Source organism: Bacillus sp. FSL R9-9492, from assembly GCF_038007365.1.
Taxonomy (GTDB): domain Bacteria; phylum Bacillota; class Bacilli; order Bacillales; family Bacillaceae_G; genus Bacillus_A; species Bacillus_A mycoides.
In genome coordinates this window covers 135,678-158,730 of the sequence record NZ_JBBOXC010000003.1, presented here as the reverse complement: position 1 = coordinate 158,730, position 23,053 = coordinate 135,678, and the positions used below count along the sequence as shown (strand labels likewise).

Genomic DNA, 23,053 nt, shown 5'->3' with positions numbered 1-23,053 from the left:
TTTTGAAAATTAAGAAATAAGTGCTCGTAAATCTTCCTATAGTTTGATAAATATAAAACATAACCGAAGAAAGAAATCTCCATCCTTATTCATACTAAATTATTACGAAAGGTAGGATATGGGAATGGAACGAACCCCTTTCCTTTTTTCTTCCTACTACGAATTTAACATCGAACAGGTCGTACAGCAATAAAATTTGACAATTCCAGCAGTTTTTCGACATTTTTTGCCACCTTACACAAAAATATTGAAGGTACCTGAAGTTGTTAAATCTCTATAAAAAAACAGACAACCTTACCAACAAATACAAGGTTGTCTGTTTTTAATAGTATTCAGGTGCAATCCGGTCCTATTTGTGGTTGTCCTATTTGGACAATCTCTCCATTTTGTACAATCTTAGCACCTTCATATAATTTATCTGCATAATTTTTAAGGTCTTGCCAGCTATCCTTCGCTATCTTCAGATCTACTTTTATAATAGCAATCCTGTCTGGGTTAATGTTATCAACATTTTTTAGTAAAGAATCATATTTTGATCCGATTGTATGCCACTGATTCGATATATTTTGAAGAGCAGTAATAGCTGTATCAATTGTTTCAGTCATATGTTCCGTTTTATTTTTGGCATCTGTCAAAATAACTAATTCTGCCTCTGCTCCAGAAATTCTGGACTTTAATTGTTCTATTTCTTGTTGTGCAGATGCGATATTCTTGTCAGCAGTGACAATCAATGGTATACCAACTGGAGGCATAAATACAGATAAAGCTATATAGCCACCACGCTTATCATAGTTTTCTTTAATTATATTATTACTATACTCGATTTGTTGTTGTAAAAGTGGAATACCGACGTTTGTACTTTCTAAAATAGACTTCAATTGATTGGAATCTGCTTTAAAACTTCTTGTATCTTCAGCCATTTCATTTCGGAATGTTATCAACTTTTCTAGTAGTCCATCCACTTCTTGACTATTGTCCAAAATACTACGATATAACCTCACCAGTCTAAATTTAAATGTCACTGTATCTTTTTGATCCAAAGCAGCTAGTAATTGATCATAACTCGCTTGAAAGGTATCATTATAACTTACACTATTCTGAATCGTTTTCATAATATCAGGCTTTAGATTATCTAACCAATATGTTGCATTCGTTTGTGCATCCTTTTGATGCTGAATCATGTTTGTTTTGAAATCACCATTTATAGAACTTATTTTACTTAAATCTGTCTGTTGTTGATTACGGATTGTTTGAGCATATGAATCCATTGTAAGGATATTTGCCCCCATTTTCTCCATTACTTCTTTATATTTATCAGGACCCAAATCATAGCTCTTACTATCTTCTTGCTGTTGGGACACACTATTTTGCACAGCTTGTTCTGCTGCAAAAGTATGAAGTGGGATTACATTACTCGCTGCCATTCCGGTAATGATCGTTGATAAAATAACTTTCTTATACAATTTTTTATTCACCTTTTTCACCTATTCTCTCAAATGTATTACGTATTTTATTAAATTCATAAGCTTCTATTCTTTACTTCAAATGAATTACGATCATTGCAAATAAAACAACATATTAAAATAGGGGGTTTCATACTTTCTTATTCTATAATCTTTATCAAGTTTCATAACTATATAGGAAATCTCCTGTTCAAACTTGAACAGGAGACTCACATTATGTGTTCTTCAAAAGGGAAAGTCAGTATATTATATTTTTCATTACTTCGGCAATTTCTTGAAGTACTATTATTTTTTCTCTTCTACGAATGAAATCTCAGACTTTTGAATATTTTCAGCATACTTGTTAACCTGTTCCCAGCTACTTTTAGCTATCTTCAGATCTACTTTTATAATAGTAGCAAGTTTGTCTGGGTTAATTCTGTCAACATTGTCATTCAATGATTTATATTTTGCCCCCATTGTCTGCCACTGATTCTTTACATTTTCAAGGGCAGTAATAGCTGCATCAATTGTTTCTGTTAAATTATTAGTATTTTTTTTCAAGGCCTCTAACTTAACTACCTGTTGTTTTGCAGTGGAAATATTTTCTGTTAGATTTTTAATCTCTTCTTGTGCTGCCTTTATCTGCTGCTGCGATGTAGTAACTCCGTATATCCCGCCTCCTAATGCACCTGCACCAATAGGCGCAAAGATAATTGTAGCAGTTAAGTATGCACCGAGAGCAGTTGCAACCGACGATGCAATATAAACTTTGTTATTCTCATCAATTAATGTGTAATTTGCTTCGATTTGTTTCTGCATCAATGGAATTCCAGCATCTTGACCAGCTAAAATATCTGTGATTTTGTTAGCATCAGTTTTTAAATTTTGTGTATCCAGTTCTAATTTGCCGCGAAAGGCTTTCAAATCTTGCACTAACTTGTCCACTGCATCTTTATTCACTGAAATACTTTCATCTAAACTTGTAAGCACAGCTTTTAGTGTTTCTTTGTCATTATTATTCACAGATTCTACCAAAGTATCATAATAATTTTGAAATTGTGTATTATAATTGATAATATTTTGATTCGTCTGGATTATTTGCGGTTTCAAACCATCTAACCATTGTTTTGCATTTGTTTTAGAAGCATCGTGGTTGTTCTTAATGCTTTTTTGTAAATCATTGTTAATTACAGTTAAACCATCAAAATTAACATTTGCTTGTTTAACAACAGTTAAAGCATACAGGTCCATTACCAACATATTGGATCCAGTTTTCTCTATCGCATCTTTAAGCCCTTCTGGTCCAAGTGAATACTCAGGGTACTCAGGGGAGTTATTTTCTGCACCTGCATAAATAGGTGCTGATTTTGTTGTATTTTCTGCTGCCGAGGCATATGATGGCGTAATGCTACCCGCTGCGATTGTTGCAATTAATGTAGATAAAGCCATTACTTTATAAGGGTTTTTCATAATATTCTTATCTCCTTATATTATATTATTAAGATTTTTTTCTTCATTCTACTATTTTGCCTCTGTTACTTTTATGTTTGTAACACTATTTTCATATTCCGTTGTTTGTTTATTCAATTCATCCGTAAACGTTTTGAGTTCTTTTAATTGTGCTTGTAATGTACTAGAATCTATTTTCGCATCAGTACTAAGACTTCTCTGCATTTGAATCATTGTGTCATTAAAGATGTCCCAACTACTTACTAGCTTGTCAAAACTCTCAATTTGCTTTTTAACTACTCTTGTAAAGTTATTTAACTGTAGATCAATAAGTGTCATTTGAGTTGCTTGCACTTCAATTTTCGATAATTTTTGTAGCAATAGAATTTTTTGTTGTTGCTTCTGACGAACATCATTATTCAATTTTGTTACTTCATCATTTTGGACTTGTCCAACTTGGTTATAAATGACTTCCAAATTAGACGTGTCTAAAGTATGATCCTTACCTGCGTCTATCCAAATATCAATAACCGTCTTTCCAATATTTATAGAACCTTTTACATTTTCTTTTGGTAGAGCTAGAAGTTTTGTATAATCATCTTGAATGTTTTCATCAAGTTGTTTAATTTCCGTTCTGAATTTTTCAATGTCTCCGCCTGATCCCTTATAAAGTTCAATCGCTCTGCTAACTTTACTAGAAAAGCTCTTACTATCTTCAACCAAGTCATTTTTATAATTGTTTAGGTCTACTGAAGCTCCTTTCATATCATACTGAATTGCTTGCATTTGATCTTGAAGTGCATTAAAAATACTTACAAAGTCTTCTTTTGTTTGCGAATCGTCATTCACTTTTCCAGCTAGTTCAACCAATATATCATAATAACTTGTAAATCTTGTCCCAAAATCCTGCAGGTCTTGATTTACATTGAATAGTTTTGGATTATATTTATCCAGCCATTCTTTAACATGGTTTCTTGCAGTACCTTGATCAGTTGTTATTCCAGGTATAGCAGTTACTTCAAGGTTTGGTTGCTTTACTATGATTAGCCCATATCCTTGAATTAATGGCGTCTGTGATCCTAATGTCTTAATCGAATCTGATAACCTATTCATAGCAAGTTGATTTTGACTATTTGTTAGTTGTGAATAAGTTGTTTTACTTTCTGCAAAAGTATTTACAGGTAAGAAGCAACTTGTAGATACTGCTGTAACTAATAACCCTGCGACTAACGCTTTTTTCATGGTAATTCCTCCTAGTTTTGTCGGCAAATCCCCTATTAGAGCTACTCAAGCTTATGATATAGTGGTCACCTTATAGCGTTCTATAGTTTCTTTTCTATTAAAGCTGTACTTCATACAAATGCTGTAGAAATTATTTTTTAATACGCTTCATACTAGCTCTTCTTTCATTATTTCTACAAAATTACAAAAGGTGAGATTATATCGTACATTGCTTATACTTTTACTACAGAATTATATAAAATCACTTTTGTTATGTAGAAACTGAGATTGTTATTCTTTTTACAAACACGTTATTTTTCTGATCCTAGATTACTTCAAAATAAACAAATTGAACATTTAGATAATTCAACTTGACATAATGTTACTAACAACTTTACTGCACTTTTATTCGTACAATCTTCTCCTTCCTTAGTGGTCACACCAATTACACCTTTATTAAAACATTAAATTTTTTATGCGTAAATAGTAGAATTTTGTCGAATATATCAAATTATTCAGATATTAATTATTAACATGGATGGAAATATTATACTGATAAAACACTATCTTAATAGTATTAAAACAACTGAAATAATTATAACTTAATATATCAACCTAAATAATAATTATTTTAATTTGCAAGAAAAATAATTATATTTTTAGTGTTATTAATATAATTTAATCATGCACTGCATACTGATTCCCTTTATTTGGATATGTAAAATTACATAAAATATAGGGGTATCAACTACTCTGTGCTAAGTATTATCGATAAGTGTTTGGAAATAATTCTCCATATTATTATTAATGGATAGAAATTCCGTTTTGGTGTAAAAATGTGATTTTCTTTGTATGTATCCAGAATATTGTATGTTTCTGGACACGTTAATATTGAACAAAAGGGGAGAACAAGGAGTGAAGGTTGGATATGTTCGCGTATCTACAATTGGTCAAAATTTAGGCTTACAAATTGATGCTTTGAAATCCTATGGATGCGATAAAATATTTCAAGATAAATTGAGTGGGGTTAAAGATAAAAGACTTGGCTTAGAGGAAGCGCGGTTCTGGTGCAAGAAATCTATCATTCTTGGACATACTGATCACACACCTTTTATAGAGTAGTACGATCAGTATGTCTAAGTTTGATAAACCATTTTCATATACTTCAAAGTTTTTGCACCAGAACCATAAAAAAACGGTTCCTTGATGAACCGTTTTCTTAATCCTATCTTATTATACAGACATACCGTGTAAAAAATGTGTTATTAATACAAAAATTGCAACTATAATGAATAAAACAATAATCAGAATAGCAGCCTTCACTTTGCTTAATCCAGTTGTAATGAGCGCTTCTCCAAGGTTAGCAAAGTGAACCACTTTTTCATTAATTGATTTCCCATTTTGTTTTTGTCGTTCTTCTTTCGCTTTTCTTCCTTCGCATTAATTTGGAGTTGTTTGGCTATATAGTTCACAACACAATCGGGTATATGTTGAACGTCTGATAAGGTCCAACCAGGAAATTTCAATACACAAAGCTGTAAAGCAAAGCCTAACTTATTATGATCCCGACGATGACGCTTGATAATTTCGATATCATGAGGGGATAAGGTGTAGTAACTTCCTAATTCATACTCACTAATTTGTTCTGGAATAGATGCAAACTCTAAACGCTGTTCTGACGTCAATAATTCTCTTGCACGTTTTGAAGACATAGTTTTCTCCTTTCTAAAATGCAAGAAAATACCTTGTCTATATGATGCTGTAGCTCAATGGATGTTAGATGGAAGTATTTTCTTTTCATGCTAACATCTTTGTAAACTATTAATTTAACTACTCATTTGCTCCATTAGATTATTAGTTGGCTATGATATCTTGTTGCATCTTGCGATACAAAGTCATTCTAGAGATACCAGCTTTCTCGGCGGCATCTGTACGACTCATACCTTGATTAATAAGATATAAAGCATAATCTATCTTTTCCTCATCAGTTTTTGGTCTTCCAGGATGTTTCCCTCGTTTCCTTGCAGCCTCAATCCCTTCTTTTGTCCGTTCAGAAGTTAAATCTCGTTCAAATTGAGCAATACCAGCGAAAATAGTAAACAACATTTTTCCATGTGCTGTTGTTGTATCAAGCCATGATTCCTTTAGACTTTTCAAGTGCGCTCCTTTTTGAGAAATTTGTTCCGTAATTTCAATGAGGTCTTTTGTAGAACGTGATAATCGAGTTAAATCCGTTACAACAACTGTATCTTCAGGACGAAGAAATTCTAGCATACTATTTAACTCCGGCCGGTTTCGTTTTGTACCGGTTATTTTTCCGAAGAAAATGCGATCGCATCCAAATTCTTCAAGCTGTTTCTTTTGGCGGTCTAAATTTTGATCTAATGTAGAAACACGCATATAACCAAACTTCATGTTTATCATCTCCTTCACCAAACATTGTACCAAAAACGATTAAACGAGGATATTGTTACAATTAATATTGTTACACTCATTATGCGAGTTAATTAGACTGAAAATTTCTTACTAATGACTGTAACAATAATGGTCGTTTTTGTTACAACAGAGATAATATCATTCTTTACAATTTTCCGTTGTAAGTAAAAAAATAATTTCATTATAAAGTGATACTCCCATCAATTGGGAGTATCCTCATCGACACTGATGGTTAGTTGAGCCGATCAAGTATATGCCAGTAGTTATCTCCTACTCCTACCTGTATTCTTTGTTTCTCTCCGTATCCTTTACTGCCCATTAATGTGAAACAAAGATAAAATTCTAAAAAATGATGTATTTTTATCGTAAAACAATAAATTTTTATTGACTAAAATATGTTTCTTGAATTATTATATTTATAGCTAGCTAAGAGGGGGATTCTCTTTGAAACAGAAAGAATTATCAGTATGGTTAAAATTAATAATTGTTTTTTGCGGGATTTTTGGTCTGTTGTTCTGCATTTATATTGGTCCTGAAATAGGAAGGGACATTTTAAAGAATTCAGAAAATCTGAAATCATTATATGAGCCCTTTATTATCTTTATCTGGACTACCAAGATTCCGTTTTTTATTGTATTCATTTGGATAACTGGAATTCCATTCTTTATTGCATTAGTTTTTGGGTGGCAAATATGTTCCGATATTGGTTACGATCAAGCCTTTACCATTAAAAATGCCAATAGATTAAGAAGAATAAGTATTTTATCAATGATTGAAAGTGTTCTATCCGTTTTTGCGTTACTATATCTTTCGATATCCGGAGGCTACAATACAAATGTTTTAATGGTACTGTTACCAAGTCTATTTTTTGCTGTCGTTATTGCGATATTTACTTCCATGCTTTCTTATTTAGTTAGAAACGCTAGTAAGATAAAACAAGATAACGATCTAACGATTTGAGGTGCCGAAATATGACTATCATAGTAAACCTTGATGTAGTGTTAGCGAAAAGAAAAATGAGTGTTACAGAACTCTCTGAAAGATTAGGTATTACAATGGCAAACGTTTCAATATTGAAAAACGGAAAAACAAAAGCGATTAAATTTTCAACGCTAGATAAAATATGTGAAATTTTAGAATGTCAACCTGGTGATATTTTAGAGTACCAAAAAAATAACTCTGTTAATGAAGGAGAGAGTGTATCATGAAAAAAATATATTTATTAGCTTTTATATCAATATTACTAGGAGCCATTTGCATGGTTAGTTATTTTGTGATGGGTTCAAGCCTAGAACCAGACGGAAAATTAACGGAACCTTTCTTCCTAATTCCATTAAGTATTCTTTTTGTTTTTAGTGGTATTGCTGCATTATTGTTGCTGGCTATCATTTCAGTAATAAAAAAATTGAAACATAATTGAATTTGATTATGTCATCTAAAAAGAAATCAGAATTCGTTAGAAGGAGGAAAAAATGAATAGCGTAGTAGTAAAATTAGAAAATGTCCATAAGAAAATTGGAGGAAATGAAATTATTCGAGGTCTTTCATTTGAAGTGAAAGAGGGCGAAGTATATGGGTTTCTTGGTCCGAATGGTAGTGGGAAAACGACAACGATTCGAATGATGACTGGCCTTATTGCGATGACAGAAGGTGATATTACCGTTTGTGGTTATAGTATTCGTACAAATCGTGAAAAAGCTTTAGAGCAAATTGGAGCAATTGTGGAGAATCCTGAACTATATGAGTATATGACAGGTATGCAGAATTTAAAGCATTTTGCTAATATGGCAGTTAAACCAATTAGCAAAGAACGTATTGCTGAAATTGTAAAGCTTGTAGATTTAGAGAAAGCGATTGATAAAAAGGTAAAAACATATTCACTTGGGATGAAGCAACGTCTTGGTATTGCACAAGCGCTCTTGCATAATCCAAAGATTTTAATTTTAGATGAACCAACGAATGGATTAGACCCAGCAGGCATTCGTCAAATTCGGGATTATTTACGGCGTTTAGCGAAAGAAGAAGGTATCGCAGTAATCGTCTCCAGTCACCTGTTGAGTGAAATTGAACTCATGTGTGACCGTGTTGTTATTATAAAAGATGGGCAATTTGTACAAGCGTATAATTTACATGAAAAGCAAAAAAATGAAGACAAGGTCGAAGTTGCTTTTGGAGTTGATGCGGTAAATGAAGCAAATAAGATTATAAAGGGAAAAGTAGTGAAGCAGAATGTAGTCCTTACATCTGTAAAGAAAGAAGATATCCCACAAATTGTAAAAAAACTCATTTGTGCTGATGTACTGGTTTATGGTGTAACAATACAAAATAAAACATTAGAAGATGAATTCTTAGAGATTACAGAGGGAGGAAAATCATAATGTTTAAATTAGTTAACAATGAGATGCTAAAACTACATGCAAGAAAAAGCATCTATATGTTTATAGGATTCTTAGTTGCTTTAGAAATTGTATCAGTATTCGCTATCCGTTCATGGCTCCCAATTAAAGAACGATTTGCAAGTTATTTATCGTTTACAAACCTGACATTTGAAATGGTAACTACTCTGGTTACAATTTTTGGTATAACACTTGCAACTCGAATTATTTCAGATGAGTTTCAGAAAGGAACCATTAAACAGTTGCTTATTCGTCCAAGGAAACGAATCACCATACTGTTTTCGAAATATATAACAACTATACTTACTGTGATTTTTGTTTGTTTTATCTCTTTGGTGGTTTCAATGCTAATTGGGTTTATAATCTTTGGTGGAGAAAAAGAAGATTTAACGATTAGAATGCTACTAAAAATAGTTACTTATAAAACCTTACCAATATTATTTTATACAACATTTGCCTTTTTCCTAGCAAATATTTTTAGAAAATCAGTATTACCATTAATTATTACGCTAGTTATCTTCTTCTTACAAGGATTAATAAATACTATATTGCTTAAGACGTTTAAAGAAGTAGCACAATTTTCCGTATTCTCTCATTTGAATTTAGAAATGTATGACAGTAATGTACTTATTAGTGGTGGAACTAAGCCACTATTTACAGATTTCAATTTTACAACATCATTAATTTTTGTAATCATACACTTTGCAGTATTACTCATTGTATCAAGTACATTATTCCAAAAACGTGATGTACTTTAAGTCAACATGGAACAGGACGTTACTCAGTTAGAAGGTGAAAACATGAAATATATACTAGATCTTTTTTATTTCGGTTATTATCAAGCCTTCTCTTGCATTTTTCCAGTCGTTATCTTTGTAACACTTGCTGTTTCAAAGATAATTGTAATTCCTGGATTGCATCGCTACGATTTTATTCTACTTATGTGTCTCATTACGCAATATCTCATGTTCAAAAATAATTTAGAGACAAAAGACGAATTAAAAGTAATCAGTGTGTTCCATGTTATCGGATTTCTATTAGAAGTATATAAGGTTCATGTCGGTTCATGGTCATATCCAGAAGAAGCGTGGACGAAAGTTTTTGGAGTACCACTATATAGCGGTTTTATGTATGCAAGTGTTGCGAGTTATATTTGCCAAGCGTGGCATCGATTTCATTTAAGAATGAATAACTGGCCAAAATCTATATGGATAACAACACTTGGAGTGATGATCTATTTAAACTTTTTCACACATCATTTTATTTTAGATTTCCGTTGGATTTTGACGATTCTTTTATTTATTGTCTTTGCTCAAACTTATGTGCAATTCACAGTGCGAAACAACACATATAAAATGCCACTTCCTTTTTCATTTTTCCTAATTGGCTTTTTTATATGGATTGCAGAAAACATTGCCACTTTTTTCGGAGCATGGCAATATCCGAATCAACAAGACTCTTGGCGTCTTGTACATATTGGTAAAATTAGTTCTTGGTTCTTGCTTGTTGTTATCAGCATAATGATTGTCGCTCACCTTAAAGAAATTTGTTACAAAGATTCCACAATATCTAAAGAAGTAGGAGTTCTAAAATAAATTAAAAGCTTTTTTAATGAAGTTAAAATATCTAATGAGACCATTTTAATTGAATGTAAAATGGTCTTCTTTCAGTGAAATTGACCCTATCCGAAATGTTAGCCGTCCCCCTCCTAGCGTAGAAAAATCAGGGATTCGTTTTCCAAAAAATGTCTTAACGTGGGTTTTAAGTCATTTGGTTGGCGGGACCCCTTCTATAGACTATATCCATTTCTAAAAAATTTTCAGTCTTGCTTAAAAACTTTATCACAACAAAAGGAGCTAAATTATATCTTAGCTCCTCTTATTTACAAATTATTTAATTATAAGGGCTACGATTCCTAAAATGACAAGCAAAATTCCACCTAAGAATTGTCCTAATCCAGAAGCCTCTCCAAGAATCAACAAATTGAAAAGATTTTTTCTTGTTTGAGTTTTTCCTACGAATGCATCATCTTTTTTCATTTTATATACACCCCATAAGATTAATACTATTCCAAAAACAATACCGAATAATTTTAAAGCCATTATATTTACCTCCATTTATTATGTATATATTGAATTTTTTCTCAATCATTTTTTAGTTGTTGTTACAATCCTAAACAACATTCATCTATAATTCTTAAAAATTTATTATCACTTCTTATGATTTTATTAGGACATTTAGACGTTAAATAAGCTATCTACTAACCTTACATAAAGATGACAGTTCTGTAAGGTTAGTAAAACACACAAACTATCTACAAAAGCCTTTGTTTCTTACTGTATATATACAAATAAATACGTTATCTTTCTTATTGCACTATTTGTTCTTACGAGTAAGACACTATTTTAAAAACAAGATACTTAAGAATATTAACTAATAAACCTTATGAACTTATATTTTTTATTCAATCTAAGGAAATCTTGCAACAAAAATGCAATTGTTATAATAGCCATTAAACCGTTAACTGTAAGAGCTATTACAATCGATAATTCAATGATAGGTAATAACATGATGCATAGTGAAACAATAGATGCAATAAAAGGGACAACCTGTCCTGTTCTTGTTATGCAAAATCCTTCGATTTTTTTTAGTTGGGGCATTATTCTACCGATCATTAACAATAAAGGAGTGGTAGCTAATATCCCTAACCATCCAAAAGCGCTTTCGATAAACCAAGGTAAAAATGGCATGGCTGAAGAAAATATAAATAAGTTCATTACTAAAATAAATAATTGTATAAGAGATAATCTTATATGTATTTGTTGCATTTTGTTACACCTCAGAGAAATGTTTAAAAATAAAATGGGTCATACAATAGGCATAAGCTGCATAATATGACCCACTTTCACACATAGTACTTCACTCTTTATAAAGAGTGAAGGCTAATAAAAATCCGTTATTCTATTCAATTTTATTATATACTTACTTTTCCCATATTTTGGTAATAACTCCCTCGTTGTTCGTTTCAATGTAGTAATCATGATTATGACTATAAACATAACCCTTGAAGTTTTGGGAAATTACACCAGTATGATCAGTATAATACCGTTTTCCGTCAAATTTATAAATTGTATTTCTTACCTTTTCTCCATATGCACGAAGGTTGTCACCTTTGGAGAAGAGATATAAATTGCCATCGATTTTATGAACACCTGTTACCTTTTCAGATTTATCATTCAGATAGAATGGTATACCGTCAATGTCAACAACCCCTGTCGGTAGTGCTTGTCCCTCTTGATTAAAGTAATATTTTTTTCCGTCAATAGTTTCATTACCATCGAAAGTATAGTGTATGCCACTCTTGAAATAATATTTTTTACCATCAATTTCCTTCCAACCATGATAGTTGGGTCCTTCTTCTAAGCTGTAATATACAAGTGCAGGTTGATCCTTTTTATCAAATAATCCAGGTAAAAAGATTTTAGAGACCCCATTTTTTCTAATAGAACCATCTTTTTCAAACACTACTTGTTTCTCATTAAAAGTAACATAAGTCTGGCTACTTAGTGCTTCTCCATTCAGACTAGAAGCCTTCTCAAGTACGCCTTTATCAGAAAAATGAAGCATTATATTTTGATCTTCTAGACGTAGTTCATTTTTATTGGCTTGATAATCTTTAAAATAATAAATTTTACCATCGATTTCTTGTAAACCTTCTTTAACAAACACTCCAGTATGATCAGAATAGTTTTGATCTCTCCATGCTGATCTTTGCAAGGCACCTTTATCATCAAAGTGGTAGTTCTTCCCGTCAATCTCATGATTGCCATTAGAACCACTTGTCGACAATACTGCCCCATGATAATTCGGATGAAAATAGTATGTCTTCCCATCGATTTCTTTCCAACCTGTTAAGAAAACTCCATCGTGACCTGCATAATAATAATCAGAACCTCGGTTTACCCAACTGTTTTTTATCACGTTCCCAGAAGAATCTTTTGCAGACCATTTCGTAGGATCTTTTTCATCAACTACTATCTGTATTCCATCATGATTCTGTTTCTCATTTTCTTTACCCGGATACCACTCTCTTAGCCAATTATGAATTTCATTGTTGTTTTTTGCAGTGAAACGAATCTCGGATCTAAAACTCTGATCATTACCAAATTGGGAAATATACTGATTACCAGCCAAACTTACTCCATTCTTGTTATTCAAACGGAACTGAGGGTACAGAACTTTACCGTCAAAATTGAATGGCTCAACCTCAACAAGTTCAAACAATTCATCATCACCAATTGAATCGGAGTATTGAAGCTTATTTCCTTCTTTTCCTGAAAGGTATTTTGAACCTGCTTTTACAAACACTTTATTTGAACCTTTTTTATAAGGAATAATTTGATAAGGTTTACCATCATTTAATGTAATAAATGGTAATGCAACAGGTGTTTCTAGAATCAGATTCGTATCTGCAAATACATTTTCTACTCGGTCATTAAAATCTGCAAGGGCTTTAGAGTCATTCGTAACATAATTAGAAAGAACTTCTTTACCAACCGGTTCTGAAGTAATTGTTCCCAGCATTCGTTTTTCTTCTGGTAGTTTCTTAAACAGTTCATTCTCATCGGTACGAATATCAGGCAAACCGCTATTCAGATAAGCGTTTGGGAATGTGTCTCGTAAATATTTATCTGCTAAATTATTTCTACGGCCGCTATTATCACTTTGTAGATAATAGGTTTTGAAAGTTGCAAGTGCAACACCCGTCTTTCCTTCATCTAATTGTTTTTGTGTAATATACAAAATATCATGTTTAGATAGTTCTGGTTCATCAGGAGTTAAGTCTACTATTGTGCCAGCTTGCTTAATACGAATTTGTTCCCCATGCTTTATCGTTTTATATTCAACTTTTCCATTTGGATAAACAAGTTTAACTTTCTTGCTAAAATTTTCATCTTTATAATAATCAAATACACTAATACCAAACTCTCCCTTTTGAAATGTAGGAGCTTTGTAAGCAAGGTTTTCATGCTCAGCATAATAATAGCTTTTTACATCGATTCCCTCTAACCATTTCCCAAACGGTTCTTTAATAAACGCATCATAGATACTTCCAAATGTTGTAACAATTGTTGCAAACGTATCAACATCTGCTTTCACCTTATTTTCCGTTAATGGACTTGGTAATGGGCTAGCGCTGAATAAAATCCCCATTGCAATTCCTACAGGTAGGACTTTTGGTATCCTTTTTTTGTATTTCTCATTCATAACGTCATTCCTCACTTTGTATATGTGTTTTTTCCTACTTATTAAACTGAATGTAATGTTCGGAAGTTCATCATAACTTAAATACCTTTCAAATTTCTTTCATAAATGTTACAAAAGTCTTTCATGAAATCACAAATAAATCAGACTTCTATTGAATTACTTAATATCGCAAACAAATTTTGAACTCTTTCATTCACTAACAAAGGAGTAAAATAAATACCCGGTTCCTTAGCGTACAGGAAGCGGGTAAAATATGTCTAATTTGTGTCTAAACGTGCAATTTTCTTTTTTTGATATGGTGACCCCATGCCCATCAACTTAAGAAAACAAATCCACCCCAAAACGAAAAAATGAGCCTTTTTATTACAAGTTAGGACAAAATCTCGTTCTGGGGGTAGTTGTATTTTCTTAGCTTGATAGCGATGTGGTGCTACCCCTTCTTCGGTCTGAATATGCAATTATTCATATACAAATAAGGAAAAAAATATATATAGTATCACTAAATTATATTTATAAAATTTTAATGTTCCCAAATTTACACAAGAAAATTAAAATCTTATCGGTATACTTGTATAAATTCGATTTGTATTACTCCATTTGATAAAAATAGCTTTATATTATATTTTCTAGTATAATTTTTTTCGAATACACACATTTAGTATTTCTTATAAACGGATATGAAGAGTTGAATTTTATGATTTACGTAGGAAAATCCTAGTGTTTTAATAAGGGTGTAAGGTCCTTACAGCGTATAAGAGGGAAAAGAAATAGAATAAGTTTTTACTAATTTTGCAATTATAGCTAGAGATTGATAAATAACTTTCTATTGAGCAATTTTTATATCCTAATATTATAAAATCCAATAAAGGGATTAGCGAATCGAAAAGACTAAATATCCAATCTTTTCTAGAGTGATTTATGGATCTGGTGCAAATATATGAAGAAGAACATGGATGATAGTAGATTCCTAACGGAGTCGTATTTTATGCTAGAAGTCCAAACGCTCGGTGGATGAACTCTTTCTGATTTTGGACAGACTGATTCTGTAAATCAATCTGTCCCTTTTTTATCAAACTATAGAAAGGTTAGTGATGAAGAATGAAAAAGAATAGTAGAAAAAGAAATGATAGAATTGCAATCAAAGCATTTATAGCTGTAAATGTACTTACTGCTCCATTTATAGGGGTAGAGATGGGAGTAACAAAAGTCTTAGCTGAATCCCAAACCCCAGTATCAACAGAACGTATTTTGAATGTAATAGGCAAGGGAGATATAGAACAAATCAGAGATAGAGATAGACGTCAATTTAATTTCAGTCCATATGAACCAACTGGACTATATGCAAGTCCGAATGAAAAAATAACAATTCAGGTAGAAGGAACACAAAACATTCAGGCTTATATAGGAGCATATGGCTATGATGCAGGATGGCGTGAATATGGGACAAAAATAAAGTCATTTACTTTAAAGCCAGGAGAAAATACAATCGAAAATCCATATGGCGGAATGATTTATTTTTATAATTCACAACAAGGTGGAACAGTGAAAGCTGAGATTAAAGCAGGAGGAACACCTATACCTTTCTTTGAACTAGGAAAACATACGAAACAAGATTTAGTTACTATGCTAGATAAGTATCCTAATGCCCATGCAGTGGAATTAAAAGGAGAACGCTCCCTAGTAACTGTCAGCCCTGAAAGAGTAAAAAAATATTTATTAGGCTCTAATACAGACCCTGTAGAACTCTTAAAAAAAATAGATGAATCTGTTAGAATTCAAGATAAGCTTGCTGGTTTATCCGAGGAACAAGCAGATAAGCATTATGTAGCCTTTGCAGAAGATAATCATACTCCTGATTATTATATGTATGCTAATAATTTTGTAACATCATATGTCGGAGATGCGATTCAGCATGTACTAAACGTGAAAGAATTTACAGAAAACGGATGGGGACCTTGGCATGAAATGGGTCACCAACGTCAACAACTTCCTTGGAAGTGGGATGGATTAGGAGAAGTTACCAATAATATTTACAGTATGTTTTCACAACGTGCTTGGGGAAATCCATCGAACTTAGAGAATGATGGAAGATATGAAAGTGCATTCACTTATTTGAATAAGCCTCAATCAGAAAAAGATTATAATAAAATTGATGATGTATTTATAAAATTAGTAATGTTTTGGCAATTGGATTTAGCTTTTGGGGAAGATTTTTATCCGAAATTACATCAATTATACCGTGCAATGCCGAACGAAGAGTTACCTAAAACGGATGACGAGCAAATACAAGGTTTCATTTATAACACTTCTAAGGTTGCACAGAAAAATTTACTTCCATTCTTTGATAAATGGGGACTGAAAGCATCGCCAGAAACAAGACAAAAAATAGAAGCTTTGAATGTACAAACATTAACTGCTCCTATTTGGGAAGGAACTGATTCTAAACCTGTTCAGCTAAATACATTACCTAAACAAAACATGAAAGTAATTGCAAGTAGTGAAGAATTAGGAGTTGAACCTGCAACGAATGCAATTGATGGGAATCCATATACAAGATGGCATAGTAAATGGAGTGAACCAAACAAATATCCATCCAATTTAACGATTGACCTTGGTGAAACTCGTACCATTACACAGCTATCATATCTTCCGAGACAAGATGAATCTTCAAATGGTCGTATTTTAAGCTATAACATTTACACAAGTACAGATGGTGTGAACTATCAAAAAGGAACTTCTGGAACATGGGAAAATAGTAAGAAACAACAATTTGCAACATTTAATGCTGTAACTGCTAAATATGTGAAATTAGAGGTACTAAACGGAGTAAATGGATATGCTTCGGCAGGAGAAATAGATATCTTAGGGTATTAATTTCTATTGATTTCAAAATCATAAATAAAGAATCCGAGTTCTTAGAGATGTATCGCCACACATCCATCAACTTAAGAGATTTTAATATCCTCAAATACCAAACAACGTTATCCTTTTTAAACAAGCTAAATTAGAAAGGATGACGTTGTTTTATGAATCTTTCAGACACAACATATCCTTCTCTGGCATAAAAAGACAATATCGACAGTAATTGTGCTCTATATAAATAAAAATAACCTGTATTTTCTAAATGGTGCAATATTTTTTAAACATAATTACACAAATAAAAATCCCCTTGGGGACAGAGTTTTAAGTTTTTATTTTAATTACAGTACGTGAAATTATTATGGATTCTAATTAAAAAGCCCCCATAGACCATAAATCTATGAGAGCTGCCTAAGGGTATTTCACATTCGACTCGATTCTATTGTAGTAAGCTTTCACCAAATATCAAAAACATAACGATCCAAAATCAAATAATTAAACTAAATGCACTCTTGAATCCTCCCCACAGAGAAAATGTTTCCTCTTTCATTTTTATCATCCTTTCCTACTTGTCCTTTGGTTCTCCAAACCATTCATACATTGCCTGCCTGCTTATAATCCATTCCTTACGCTTCCCTTCAGGATGCAAAAAGTACTTCACTAAACCCTCCTGTAACATGCGTTCTAAACCATTTATTTGCTTCTCGTTCATTAAAGAGGGGCTATATTTATTCTTAATTGTCTCACGAGGAATCCTCCAATAAAAAGCTGCTTCAGATGGTGTCATGTATTTATCAATTTCTTTCATGAGAATTCTCCTTTGTTTGTGCTTTTCCTTTTATGTTACAATAAATAAAGAAGGAAATGGACTAGATTTCCTTCTTCTTCAGTCACTCATTAACTAAGCCCTTTGTTTGCTGTTAAGCAAATGAAGGGTTTTTATTTTGCTTGTTTATATTTACTATCTATGACAGCCAAACGGATCAACTTCAGCTTAATATCCTTACTAAGAGAAAGCCATTCAGATGTACCGATTTTCATATCCTTTTCCTCCCCATTCCCTTTTTATACTTCAAGAAAATTAACCCCTTAAAACATTTGTATTTTACACTAATCTAACAACTAGGGAATCCTCATCATATTCATGAATGTGTAAATCATAGCGCATTTCTGTTGCATCCAATACTTTGCAAAACCTCTGATAGTAAGTCGGATTACTTACTTCCATGCCAATTTCTCCATTCCTGAACAGATACTCTAAATCATCAATGATTTCTTTTACTATATTCTCCAATATTCTCACTCCTTATCTCTATAAAATAACCTTGTAAGGCTATTTTATAGTAAAACAAACAACCTTACAAGGTTATTTCCTGTTTTTTTCAGATATTTTATAAATAATTCTTAATAACATCCTTAACTCGCTTTAAACCGCTCCATTTCGCTTTTAACAAATTTCTTGTTGTTTAGGTCTTATGTCATTCACTTCTAAATATACATTTGTTATAACGGAATCTGAGAAGCCGTTTTTTGATGAGAGTATGATTTTTATAATTAATTCCTAAAATAACAAAAGAGCTGGATTTTCATCACAGCTCACGTATTGATTGGTTCTGTATGTGTACATGTAGGATATTGAGAACAGCCAAAAAACTTATTTCCTGTTTTATTCGAATTTCGAATGACTAAATCATGTTTACATGTTGGACATTTCCGTTCTGCAGGTGTTACCCCTTGATATACATCTTCAGCCGAATATTCGGGATTAATTTTATTAATCAATTTCTGAAGTTCTACACGATCTATTAGTTTTACATTACAAGCTTCCGCTAATTCCTTTGCTTGTCTTGTATATACACTGTTTGTTACAACCCAGCCCTCATGTGCTTTGTAATAGGCTTGTGCTGCATATATCTCTTGTACGGCACTGATGCCGACTCTATTTTTCATCCCGTAGCGTTTCGCCTGGATTACAATACGATTTTTCCCCTTCAATACCAGATCCGCTCCGAAGTCATTTGACTGCTTTGTGACTGTTGGAGAATAACCCAACTCTCGAAAGAGAGCTTTTAGGTATACTTCGAATTGATGTCCGTCCATTTTATCTATATAACGAATACCGGACTTAGCCATTCGCTTCAGTATTCTTCGCTCCCGAAACTTTCGGTACATAAATTTACAAATACGGAAAAGAACATAAAGGATAAAACCATAAATCAAAATTTGTAATATGTTTGGCATTTCTGGTAGATTAGACACTTCTCTCCACCTCTTTAATTGGTTTTACTTTCTTTGGTTGTGCTGTTTCTTTTACCTGTTGCTCACTCACTTGTTTCTTCCGGACATCGTTCCAATCTTCTTTTTCATTCTTTGGAATATCCTCTTTAAGATCTACAAAGCATTTCATCGTTTGAATGAAGTCTCTCCCAGCCTTATCATTATCAACTGCCATAATGACCTCTTTAATATCGTGCCCTTCTTTTTTCGCATCCATTAAAGATTCAATCACTGTTTTGGACTTCAAACCATGCATAGAAACCAGGCGAGCGTTTTGGATATTATTTTGTTTAATGCTCCAATAAGATAACATGTCGATTGGATCTTCATAAAAATAGATCTTATCCGGCTTACCCACATCAACCGTAAAACCTGCATTGATTTTTTCATAATTCGGGACGATTTGTTTAAAGCTGCCTCTTTTATTCTCCATTTTTACAGTGCCTTGACGGTTCATTCCAATTACTTGCCCTTTGCCACCTTCTTCTCTCCATTTGAACACGACATTGTTTTTCTTATCCTGGACGATAAGATCCTTTTTAATCAGCCAGTTCACCAGGCGAGGATCTATTTTCCGCTCATCAATTAAGTATTGCTTGATTTCTGTTTGTTTCGGCACCTCTAAGTGTTTTGGATAACTAAAAGGCTGCTGCTCTTTTTTGCGTTCCTCTTCAGCTTTTGAACGATCAAACTCTTTGTAATCCCCTTTATTGATGTCTAATACAGCTTGCGGAAATGTCATTTCATAGTACATCATCGCAAAGCTAATCGCTCCATATCCCTTTTCGCCACGACTATTCCAGGCATATTGATTTCCTTTAATAAGAAGACTGTCATGTTCCGTATGACGATAATAGTTTCCTTCTTTCTTAAACGTTTCTCCCTTTGCTTCCAGATATGAAATCAAGTCAATATTTCTTGCTTTCATTGCATCCTCCGTACTGACATGTGCCATTACGGAATCCCCCCTTTACTTTATAAAATGAAATAAAAAAGAGGACTATTCCGTTTCCTAGTCCTCTTTTACATACATTCAATTTTTATTTGCCGAATAAGAATTTTAATCGCTTCTCCTGTACGCTGTATGATAAACGAGCGTCAAATTTTTTCCCGTTTTTGTTCGAGATAAACCCTTTGATCTGATCCGTTACATTCTTTTCTAATAACTTTTTTACATGGTTACTACTTAAATTTTTACCAGAGAATGTACCAAAAATAATGAAGTCACAGCCTTTTTTGTATTTCTCACATAAGTAGTTACTTTTCCCTATAAGAACCCTACTCTTACACAATGGACATTTGCCAATTGTACGATCTTCAGTCGTTGGAAAACGGAATTTCAAACTTCCGTCTGCTTCCATATAGATAGCTGCTGTAAATTCTCCCTTTTCTCCTTGAAAGCCGTTTATAAAATCCGTTGTTTTATACTGGATTAGCTTCTTCATCTGATTACCAGGGATTGCTTTCCCTTTCATTTTGGCTGGTAACATAAAATCACATCCGTTTTTATGCTCTGTGCATCCATAAAATGTTTTACGATGAAGCATATCCCCTTTTTTACATTTTGGACATTTACCAAATGACAGCTCCTCTTGTGTTGGGAACTGAAATTTAACTTTCCCTTCATGTAACACTAGATAAGCGGAAAACTCCTTCTCATTGGACTTAAATCCTTTTAAAAGATCTGTTTTCTTATCCTCAAACAGCTTTTTCGCTTGCGCTTCTGGAATCGCTTTTTCTTTAATTTTTTTCGGTAAGGAGATTTCACATTCTGGATAATTACTGCACCCATAAAAATTGCCTTTATGAAGGATTTTTCCTTTTCTACAAGGGCATTTACACACCTCAATTTGCTGATTCCAAGTATTAATAATGCTATCCGACACCTTATCATCCATTGCGCCTAATTGTTCCACCGTATCTTTTACAAACGTATTTGTTTTCTCTACAAATTCCTCATATTTCATTTCTTTCTTTTCGATCATGTAAATCATCCCTTCCATTTCAGCCGTATAAGCTGGATTTTTGATTTCATCTACCGGAAAAGCATCTATAAACGCACGACCAATATTAGTGGTTCGAATCTGACTGTTGGTAACATCAATATAGCTTCGCTCTAACAGTTTCGGAATAAACGTTTCTTCCGTTGCGACTGTCCCAATCCGTTTCCCCTTCATAAGTTCTTTCAAATGTTCATCATCTAATTTACGTCCTGCCGTCTCCATAAAGGTTAAAATGGAGCTTTCCGTATGAAAGGCTGGTTTCTTTGTTCGAGACTCAATCAAGTCATACTGAACGATTCTGAAAGAATCTCCTTCTCGTAAAATAGGTATCTGAAATGCTTCAACTGATCCCTCTTCTATATCCTCTTGAAACACACTTAGAAACCCTTTCTCTTGTAGGATCTTTTCTTTTGTACTGTATGTGTTGCCCTCTTGATCTATAAAATGTACTTCTCTTACCAGGTAGATTGCCGGTTTCATAAAATTCCCGATAAATCGTTTTATAATTAAGTCATATAACTGTTTTTCTAATGGATTTCGGTTGGTCCCGACATATAATTTTGTTGTTGGGATGATGGCAAAGTGACTACTGACTAATTCATCATTAAATGTAGTGTGTTTTTTTGTAATAGAAGATGGGATTACTTGTTGTACGAGATTTGCATAGGAGCTTTTTTCTAATGCTGCCATTACTTCTTTCACTCGTTCCACTTGTTCTGTAGGTAAGTGCCTGGATGAAGAACGAGGATATGTGATAAAGCCTTCTTCATACAAACTCTGAATATGTTTTTTTGCTGTTTCTGCATTTATCTTCATCTTAGCGTGAGCATCTTTGTAAATATCCGTTAAGTTATATAATAATTTTGGTTTCTTTTTTCTCGTACTTTCTTTAAATTCCGTTACGATTACATTCGTTTCTTTCAAGCTATCTCCAAGCCTTTGTAGTGGCGATGGATCTATCAGTTGATCTTCTGTTTTCATTACTGGTGATAAACCGTTTTCCGTTAGTAGCTTTAAATTGTAATAGGTTTGTTCTTTATAGTTTTGGATAGCGATTTCCCTTTGACGAATTTCATTCAAGATACACATTTGAACACGCCCAGAAGCCAATAAGAATTGGTTTCTTGCTAGTTTTGAAGTACAGCCCCTTGTAACATTAATGCCTAGAATATAATCCAGGTATTGCCTTGCTTTAGCGGATTGAGCAAGTGCTTCATAGTCTTTTCCTGGTTCTAATCGGTTCAATGCTCCCTCTAACTCTGCGGCCTCATAGGAAGAGATAAAAAGGCGAGATTCTCGCTTGTCCACACCTGCATATTCAACTATTTCACGATAGATAAGCTCACCTTCCTTATCCGCATCACAAGCGTTAGCCACATGATCTACATCGGGACGATTTAACAACTTAACCAGTATTTCAATTTGTTCAAGACTATCTGATTTCGCTTTATATTCCGGCTCTAAAATAATTGGCAAATGATCAAAATTAAATTCTTTGTATCTTTCATCCATTTCCTCCGGATATTTTAGTTCTAATAAATGCCCTCGGCACCAACTAATAATGTAATTTTCATTTTCATAGTATCCATAATATGGCTTGCTTCCTTGATGCTTTTGTGAGTTTCTAAATCTAGGTGATTTTAATAATTCAACAGCTACTTTCGGCTTTTCTGCAATAAACAATGTTTTCCCCATAAGT

21 protein-coding genes and 2 pseudogenes are annotated in these 23,053 nt (G+C 33.0%); 8 read left to right on the top strand and 15 right to left on the bottom strand.

The features are described 5' to 3' along the window. Positions 1-332: 332 nt before the first annotated feature. From nheC to nheA, 3 genes are all read right to left on the bottom strand, one after another. Entirely contained in the window at positions 333-1,475 is a 1,143-nt protein-coding gene (gene nheC / locus MKY70_RS30505) for a non-hemolytic enterotoxin subunit C (protein WP_340804855.1), read from the bottom strand. Positions 1,476-1,748: 273 nt separating this feature from the next. After that, positions 1,749-2,915 carry a non-hemolytic enterotoxin subunit B gene (gene nheB, locus MKY70_RS30500; protein WP_341026891.1) on the bottom strand — a complete coding sequence of 389 codons (1,167 nt, stop codon included), beginning with the start codon at positions 2,913-2,915 and terminating at the stop codon, positions 1,749-1,751. Between the two features lie 51 nt (positions 2,916-2,966). Next, positions 2,967-4,136 carry a non-hemolytic enterotoxin subunit A gene (gene nheA, locus MKY70_RS30495; RefSeq protein ID WP_341026888.1) on the bottom strand — a complete coding sequence of 390 codons (1,170 nt, stop codon included), beginning with the start codon at positions 4,134-4,136 and terminating at the stop codon, positions 2,967-2,969. 894 nt (positions 4,137-5,030) lie between these two features. Between nheA and MKY70_RS30490 the strand changes: the two genes are divergently transcribed. Continuing rightward, positions 5,031-5,237 (top strand): recombinase family protein, encoded by a 207-nt coding sequence (locus MKY70_RS30490; protein WP_445661884.1) that lies wholly within the window; start codon positions 5,031-5,033, stop codon positions 5,235-5,237. A gap of 111 nt (positions 5,238-5,348) precedes the next feature. On the opposite strand, the gene MKY70_RS30925 is transcribed toward MKY70_RS30490, so the two are convergent. From MKY70_RS30925 to MKY70_RS30480, 3 genes and pseudogenes are all read right to left on the bottom strand, one after another. Next, the gene (locus MKY70_RS30925) at positions 5,349-5,492 is read right to left on the bottom strand and encodes a hypothetical protein (RefSeq protein WP_445661883.1); all 144 of its coding nucleotides are present in this window, start codon (positions 5,490-5,492) and stop codon (positions 5,349-5,351) included. A gap of 53 nt (positions 5,493-5,545) precedes the next feature. Further along, positions 5,546-5,827 (bottom strand): annotated as a pseudogene (locus MKY70_RS30485) (DUF4158 domain-containing protein); the annotation flags it as partial. Positions 5,828-5,969: 142 nt separating this feature from the next. Beyond that, on the bottom strand, positions 5,970-6,530 hold the full coding sequence (locus MKY70_RS30480; protein WP_340780568.1) for a recombinase family protein: 561 nt from the start codon (positions 6,528-6,530) through the stop codon (positions 5,970-5,972). 465 nt (positions 6,531-6,995) lie between these two features. Between MKY70_RS30480 and MKY70_RS30475 the strand changes: the two genes are divergently transcribed. From MKY70_RS30475 to MKY70_RS30450, 6 genes are read left to right on the top strand one after another with little or no spacing between them, the layout of a single operon-like run. After that, entirely contained in the window at positions 6,996-7,511 is a 516-nt protein-coding gene (locus tag MKY70_RS30475) for a DUF2975 domain-containing protein (protein WP_340780569.1), read from the top strand. A gap of 11 nt (positions 7,512-7,522) precedes the next feature. Then, positions 7,523-7,759, top strand: coding sequence for a helix-turn-helix domain-containing protein (locus MKY70_RS30470; RefSeq protein ID WP_340780570.1), 237 nt, complete (start codon positions 7,523-7,525; stop codon positions 7,757-7,759). Further along, entirely contained in the window at positions 7,756-7,971 is a 216-nt protein-coding gene (locus MKY70_RS30465; RefSeq protein WP_340780571.1) for a DUF3955 domain-containing protein, read from the top strand. The genes MKY70_RS30470 and MKY70_RS30465 overlap by 4 nt, the downstream gene beginning before the upstream one ends. A 52-nt stretch (positions 7,972-8,023) precedes the next feature. Further along, complete coding sequence (locus tag MKY70_RS30460) at positions 8,024-8,929, top strand: ABC transporter ATP-binding protein (RefSeq protein ID WP_340780572.1); 906 nt, start codon at positions 8,024-8,026, stop codon at positions 8,927-8,929. Further along, on the top strand, positions 8,929-9,705 hold the full coding sequence (locus MKY70_RS30455; RefSeq protein WP_340804850.1) for an ABC transporter permease: 777 nt from the start codon (positions 8,929-8,931) through the stop codon (positions 9,703-9,705). Before MKY70_RS30460 ends, MKY70_RS30455 begins: the two co-directional genes overlap by 1 nt. A gap of 42 nt (positions 9,706-9,747) precedes the next feature. Further along, positions 9,748-10,542 carry a DUF817 domain-containing protein gene (locus MKY70_RS30450; protein ID WP_341026883.1) on the top strand — a complete coding sequence of 265 codons (795 nt, stop codon included), beginning with the start codon at positions 9,748-9,750 and terminating at the stop codon, positions 10,540-10,542. A gap of 294 nt (positions 10,543-10,836) precedes the next feature. Here MKY70_RS30450 and MKY70_RS30445 read toward each other — a convergent pair whose 3' ends face one another. The 4 genes and pseudogenes from MKY70_RS30445 to MKY70_RS30430 all read right to left on the bottom strand — a co-directional run. Next, positions 10,837-11,049, bottom strand: coding sequence for a hypothetical protein (locus MKY70_RS30445; protein ID WP_340804845.1), 213 nt, complete (start codon positions 11,047-11,049; stop codon positions 10,837-10,839). A gap of 327 nt (positions 11,050-11,376) precedes the next feature. After that, on the bottom strand, positions 11,377-11,724 hold the full coding sequence (locus MKY70_RS30440; RefSeq protein ID WP_341074741.1) for a hypothetical protein: 348 nt from the start codon (positions 11,722-11,724) through the stop codon (positions 11,377-11,379). Between the two features lie 205 nt (positions 11,725-11,929). Beyond that, the gene (locus MKY70_RS30435) at positions 11,930-14,215 is read right to left on the bottom strand and encodes a cell wall-binding protein (RefSeq protein WP_341026879.1); all 2,286 of its coding nucleotides are present in this window, start codon (positions 14,213-14,215) and stop codon (positions 11,930-11,932) included. A 983-nt stretch (positions 14,216-15,198) separates the two neighbouring features. Next, positions 15,199-15,288: pseudogene (locus MKY70_RS30430) on the bottom strand (IS6 family transposase); the annotation flags it as partial. Between the two features lie 118 nt (positions 15,289-15,406). Here MKY70_RS30430 and MKY70_RS30425 point away from each other — a divergent pair. Then, a complete protein-coding gene (locus tag MKY70_RS30425; RefSeq protein ID WP_341026925.1) occupies positions 15,407-17,089 on the top strand; it encodes a M60 family metallopeptidase in 1,683 nt (560 codons plus the stop codon). Positions 17,090-17,639: 550 nt separating this feature from the next. Here the strand turns inward: MKY70_RS30425 and MKY70_RS30420 are convergent. The 5 genes from MKY70_RS30420 to MKY70_RS30400 all read right to left on the bottom strand — a co-directional run bounded on the left by MKY70_RS30420 (position 17,640) and on the right by MKY70_RS30400 (position 23,049). Further along, positions 17,640-17,882, bottom strand: coding sequence for a DNA-binding protein (locus MKY70_RS30420; RefSeq protein ID WP_340804835.1), 243 nt, complete (start codon positions 17,880-17,882; stop codon positions 17,640-17,642). A 297-nt stretch (positions 17,883-18,179) separates the two neighbouring features. Then, positions 18,180-18,368, bottom strand: coding sequence for a hypothetical protein (locus MKY70_RS30415; protein ID WP_341026876.1), 189 nt, complete (start codon positions 18,366-18,368; stop codon positions 18,180-18,182). 302 nt (positions 18,369-18,670) lie between these two features. Then, positions 18,671-19,333: a restriction endonuclease gene (locus MKY70_RS30410; protein WP_341026873.1), complete on the bottom strand. Its 663-nt coding sequence runs from the start codon at positions 19,331-19,333 to the stop codon at positions 18,671-18,673. Next, complete coding sequence (locus MKY70_RS30405; RefSeq protein ID WP_341026871.1) at positions 19,326-20,306, bottom strand: DUF3991 and TOPRIM domain-containing protein; 981 nt, start codon at positions 20,304-20,306, stop codon at positions 19,326-19,328. The genes MKY70_RS30410 and MKY70_RS30405 overlap by 8 nt, the downstream gene beginning before the upstream one ends. An 85-nt stretch (positions 20,307-20,391) precedes the next feature. Continuing rightward, positions 20,392-23,049: a type IA DNA topoisomerase gene (locus MKY70_RS30400; protein WP_341026868.1), complete on the bottom strand. Its 2,658-nt coding sequence runs from the start codon at positions 23,047-23,049 to the stop codon at positions 20,392-20,394. Between the last annotated feature and the right edge of the window lie 4 nt (positions 23,050-23,053).